We start from the raw sequence: 3647 nt of genomic DNA, 5'->3' as shown, positions 1-3647 counted from the left end.
ATTCCCGGTCGGGGGCCTCGATGCGTGAAACCATGGGCAGGATCACCAGGCAGTGTGATGCCGGCGACCGGGCTCGCGGCGGCGGGTGCTCGGGTGCAGCGCCCTGCGAGTGGTCGCCTTCGGCGGTGTGGCCCGCGCTGTGGGCGTGGTGACGAGTACCGGTCCAAAGCGGGTGTGACACTGAGGAAACCTCGACGATGACCAACGGATTACGGGTCCCGTCGGGGTTTTGCCACTCGATAGTGCGGGTGCTGCTGAGCGTTGGGCGGGTGAGGAAGGCGTTCCCGGTATGGGCGTCCTAGAAGACCACCGGGTGGTAGTCGGGGTGGATCCCAGCTTTCATTTCTCATCTCCGTCGTGGTTGCCACGTACCGAGTGCTGGTCGAGGCGGTCGGCAAACGCGTCGCAGGGATCTCGGTGCCAATCGCCGAACGGGTCGTCATATCGCGACCATTCCTCGGGCCGAGCAAGCTCGTCGTCGGTCAGCAGTGCACCCTGTAGTGCGTCGACAATCTCGTCGGATTGTGCTCCACAGACGAGGATGGTCAAGGACACGTGCCGGTCGCCGTGGCGCTCGTCCCAGTGCAGGGCAGCGATGGCTTGACGTTCGGGGTCGGCGTAGGCCAAGTCAGAGCGGTCCAACGCGGCTAGCCAGGTGCCGACATTCGCGACGCGAAGACCGCCGCCCGCCGACTCGAACCAGACGACGTTGTCGGGTTGAGTGGCTAGCCACACGCGGCCGCGGGCACGAACCACGCCGTCGAGGAGCAAATCGATCGCGGCGTGCAGGCGCAGGGGATGAAAAGGTCGCTGCGCAGAGAACTCGACCAGCGACACCTGTCCCTCGGGGGTCAAAGGCGGTTGTCCGGCGAGCAATGGATCGTGTGGGTCGATGTCGGCACCGCGGCGGGCCCGCTCATCCAGGTGTCGCAACGCCATCTCCAGGTGTTTGATCCCCACCGTGATTCGCGACCGCGGCGCTAACCGCTTGAGCACGGCCAGGGCGGTACGCTCGGGCTCGGTCAACACCTGCACGTCGGCGAACTCGGCCTGACCGACAACAACTTGGGCGACCGTGCGCTCGTCGTCGAGTTCATCGTCGCCGACCGCCTGGGCCAGCCAATTGTCGGTATCGATGCAGTTAACAACCGCGTGAATCTGCACGTCGCGCGCCGCGGGACCATCGACATAGCCCGGGCCGACCCGCACTCGCACGTGGTTGATCGCATGGCAGACCGGTTCGGGCTCGATCCACGGGGCGAGCAGCACGACGATGCACTTGACATCGTCGCGGCGCGATACCCGCCGCAGCAGCACCAGCAAGTCGTTACGAGTCGTGCAGGACACGCAGCCGTTGGTCACTTCAAGCGCCACTTCGCTGGTAGAGAGCTCACCGTGGCACAGCACGCTGACCCAGCGCCGCACCACCTGGCCGTCGAATTCGTGGCCGACCACCGCCGTGCCCGGTGCGTTTATCAATGTGCCGACGATGCGATCGGTTTCGCCCTGGCCGCACACCAGCACCACCGGAGTACGCATCGCCCTCCTTATCGAGAATGATTTTCATTAAGCCGGGCTTCACGGTACAGTCGCACACGTCCGTTGTCGAAAATGATTGTCATTAAGGAATGCAGGAGGGCCTGTGCCCGCGCACTGTCAGGTCACCGTCCGATCGCCGGGTTTCGGCAACCGGGGACCCGGCGATTCGACGCCACGTCGGCCTCCGCGAGGAACGCTGATGGCCAAAACCATGATCGTGCACCACGCGATCCCGCATGATTCGAGTAGTTGAAAATGATATTCATGCTCAGTAGGCTCTCTGCAGCCTGCTGGAACTCGTCACCGAAGGGGTGTCCCTTATGACGTTGCGCGTCGTGCCCGAAGGCCTGACTGCCGCCAGCATAGCTGTCGAAGCGCTGACCGCCCGCCTGGCGGGCGCGCATGCCGGCGCGGCCCCGCTGATCACGGTCGTGACACCGTCGGCGGCCGATCCGGTGTCGCTGCAGAGCGCGGCCGAGTTCAGTGCTGCCGGCACCGAGCATGCGGCAGTGGCGGCCCAGGGCGTCGAAGAGCTGGGCCGCTCCGGTGTCGGGGTGGGTGAGTCGGGCATCAGTTATGCCACCGGTGATGCAGCTGCGGCATCATCGTATCTCGTGGCAGGCGCCCGACGATGACGGCGCCGATCTGGATGGCCTCGCCGCCGGAGGTGCATTCGGCGCTGCTGAGTAGCGGTCCAGGACCGGGGTCCTTGCTGGCCGCGGCGGGAGCGTGGAACTCGTTGAGTGCTGAATACGCTTCAGCAGCAGAAGAACTCACCGCATTGCTGGGGGCGGTGCAGGCGGGCGCGTGGCAGGGGCCGAGCGTCGAGTCGTACGTGTACGCGCATGCCCCATACCTGGCATGGTTGATGCTGGCCAGCGCGAACAGCGCGGGAATGGCCGCCAACCATGAGACTATGGCCGCGGCCTACACCGCCGCGCTGGCGGCCATGCCGACCCTGCCCGAACTAGCCGCCAACCACGTCATACACGGAGTCTTGGTGGCCACCAACTTCTTCGGAATCAACACCATCCCGATCGCGGTCAACGAGGCCGACTATGTGCGGATGTGGGGTCAGGCCGCCGCCACCATGTCGGCTTATCAAGCGGTGTCCAGCACGGCGGTGGTATCGACCCCGCAGACGAACCCGCCGCCGATCCTGAAATCCAATGCGTCGGCCGGGTCCACCTCGAGCTCCAACCCGCTGCAGTGGATCGTGCAGCAGATCGAGCAGTTGCTGCAAAACCCGCTGGGGCTCCAGCAGCGGATCGAGCAGATCCTGCAAGGCCAAATCGACAGCGACAACCCGTATGGGCTCCCGCAGGGGCTCGTGAATTTTTTGCAAGACCTAGGCATAGGAAATACCCAGCTTGCACACGACCCGACGGTCGACCTTCCGATCGATAACATCCTTGCAAACATCCTGCAGCGCCTCTTCGGCATCAATTGGAGTCCGGCACAGGGCACGATCAACGGACTGGAATACGACGAATACGCGAACCCAGGTCAGGCGTCGTTTTGGGTCGCTCGAAGCCTGGAGCTCATTGAGGATTTTCAAAATTTCGGACAACTCCTCAGGACAAATCCGGTGGAGGCGGTTCAGTGGTTCATTAGCTGGCAACTGTTCGACTTCCCGACCCACATCCTAGAAGTCGTTTCCTATGGGGTCGCCAACCCGGAGCTGGCGCTCGCGGCCCTCCCCGCCATCTCCCCCGTTGCGGCCGTGGGAGGCTTCGGGGGGCTGGCCGCCTTGGCCGCCCTGCCTCAAGCCGCTGTCGCGCCGGCGCTGCCACCCGTCGCGGCTGCGCCCGCATTGTTGCCGGTCGCCGCGGTGGCACCGACTGTCGCCGCGCCGGCCCCGGCCCCTTTGACGGCGCAAGCGCCCGCGCCCACGCCTTCTAGCCCCCCCGCGCCTCCGGCGGCAGCGACACCGCCGCCGCCGCCCCCGGCCGCGGCTGCGGCGGGTTTTGCCCCTCCGTATGTAGTGGGCCCCGGCCTAGGATCCAGCTCGACGATGAGCACCAGCGCCAGCGGCCGCGCCAAGAAGAAGGCGCCCGAGCCCGATAGCGCCGCCGCGGCGGCCGCGGCCTCGGCCAGGGAGGCGGCCC

At 65.8% G+C, this 3647-nt stretch carries 3 protein-coding genes and 1 pseudogene; 2 read left to right on the top strand and 2 right to left on the bottom strand.

The window, feature by feature from the left end; genetic code table 11:
• Positions 1 to 130 precede the first annotated feature (130 nt).
• Both VML93_RS27035 and mrf read right to left on the bottom strand, forming a co-directional pair.
• Positions 131 to 343, bottom strand: a pseudogene (locus VML93_RS27035) (50S ribosomal protein L31); the annotation flags it as partial.
• Positions 340 to 1539, bottom strand: a complete 1200-nt coding sequence (mrf, locus tag VML93_RS27030; RefSeq protein WP_325615333.1) for a ribosome hibernation factor-recruiting GTPase MRF — start codon at positions 1537 to 1539, stop codon at positions 340 to 342. The gene mrf and the pseudogene VML93_RS27035, both read right to left, overlap by 4 nt.
• Positions 1540 to 1859: 320 nt before the next feature.
• Here mrf and VML93_RS27025 point away from each other — a divergent pair, with 320 nt between their 5' ends.
• Entirely contained in the window at positions 1860 to 2174 is a 315-nt protein-coding gene (locus VML93_RS27025) for a PE family protein (protein ID WP_325615332.1), read from the top strand.
• On the top strand, positions 2171 to 3647 hold a 1477-nt coding region (locus VML93_RS27020; protein ID WP_325615331.1), incomplete at its 3' end, for a PPE family protein. The genes VML93_RS27025 and VML93_RS27020, both read left to right, overlap by 4 nt.

This window comes from Mycobacterium sp., assembly GCF_035499775.1.
Taxonomy (GTDB): Bacteria; Actinomycetota; Actinomycetes; order Mycobacteriales; family Mycobacteriaceae; genus Mycobacterium.
This window is presented reverse-complemented; position numbering and strand designations above follow the sequence as displayed.

Excerpts from the sequence above, each read along its gene's own strand:
- mrf (WP_325615333.1), bottom strand. The coding sequence starts at position 1,539 with ATGCGTACTCCGGTGGTGCTGGTGTGCGGCCAGGGCGAAACCGATCGC.
- VML93_RS27025 (WP_325615332.1), top strand. The coding sequence starts at position 1,860 with ATGACGTTGCGCGTCGTGCCCGAAGGCCTGACTGCCGCCAGCATAGCT.